This window comes from Ralstonia sp. VS2407 (genome assembly GCF_052950655.1).
The window spans coordinates 1-879 of sequence record NZ_JBRFVG010000038.1 but is presented as its reverse complement, the minus strand read 5'-3'; the positions used below and the strand labels follow the sequence as shown (position 1 = coordinate 879).

General features: G+C 71.7%; 1 protein-coding gene and 1 pseudogene. Both read left to right on the top strand.

All coding sequences use genetic code 11. The features are described from left to right. Positions 1-230 (top strand): annotated as a pseudogene (locus ACU8YE_RS23660) (TPM domain-containing protein); the annotation flags it as partial. After that, a complete protein-coding gene (locus tag ACU8YE_RS23655) occupies positions 230-727 on the top strand; it encodes a TPM domain-containing protein (protein ID WP_446929769.1) in 498 nt (165 codons plus the stop codon). The pseudogene ACU8YE_RS23660 and the gene ACU8YE_RS23655, both read left to right, overlap by 1 nt. Positions 728-879: the final 152 nt, after the last annotated feature.

Sequence of the window (879 nt, the reverse complement as noted above, 5' to 3'; positions counted from 1 at the left end):
TCGTCACGGGCGGCGTGGTCGGCTTCGTCGCGTGGCTGTGGTCCGGCGCGCTCCTCGTCGCGGTCGCGGCCGCCGCGATCGCGCTCTTCGTCGCGCTGCTCGGCGGCGGAATGGGCGCGCGCGTCGGCGGGCCGTTCATCGGCGGGCGCGGCGGCCGGGGCGGCGGGAACGACGGCTTTCGCGGCGGCGGCGGCGGTTTCGGCGGCGGCGGCGCGTCCGGGAGGTGGTGATGGATATCGCGCGAATCGCGAGGCACCTGTCGATGACGCGCTGGCGCGTCGCCGCGGCGTTTCCGAGGCGCACGCTCGGCAAGATCGAGCGCGCGATCGAGGCGAGCCACGAGAAGCACGTCGGTCAGTTGCGATTCGCGGTCGAAGGCGCGTTGCATGCGTCGATGCTCCTGCGCGGAATCACCGCGCGCGAACGCGCGATCGACGTGTTCTCCGAACTGCGCGTGTGGGACACCGAGCACAACAACGGCGTGCTGATCTATCTGCTGCTCGCCGATCACGATGTCGAGGTCGTCGCCGATCGCGGGATTCACGCGCGAGTCGACGGCGACGAGTGGGAGCGCGTGTGCCGCGCGATGGAAGCGCAGTTCCGCCGGGGCCGCTTCGAGGCGGGCTCGATTCACGGGATCGAGGCCGTCACCGCGTTGCTCGCGCGGCATTATCCGTCGCGCCGCGCGCCGGGCGACGCGTTGCCGAGCACGCCCGTCGTGCTGTGAGCCGCGTGCGGCGCGGCGCCTGCACGCGCGCCGTTGCGCGCGGCGACGTGCAACCCGATCGCGAGCAACATTGCGCGCCGCACGGCGAACCACGGATACTTCGCTGCGCTATACTCTTGCGCGATGAAGATCGTTCGCCTGCTCCTCGTGCT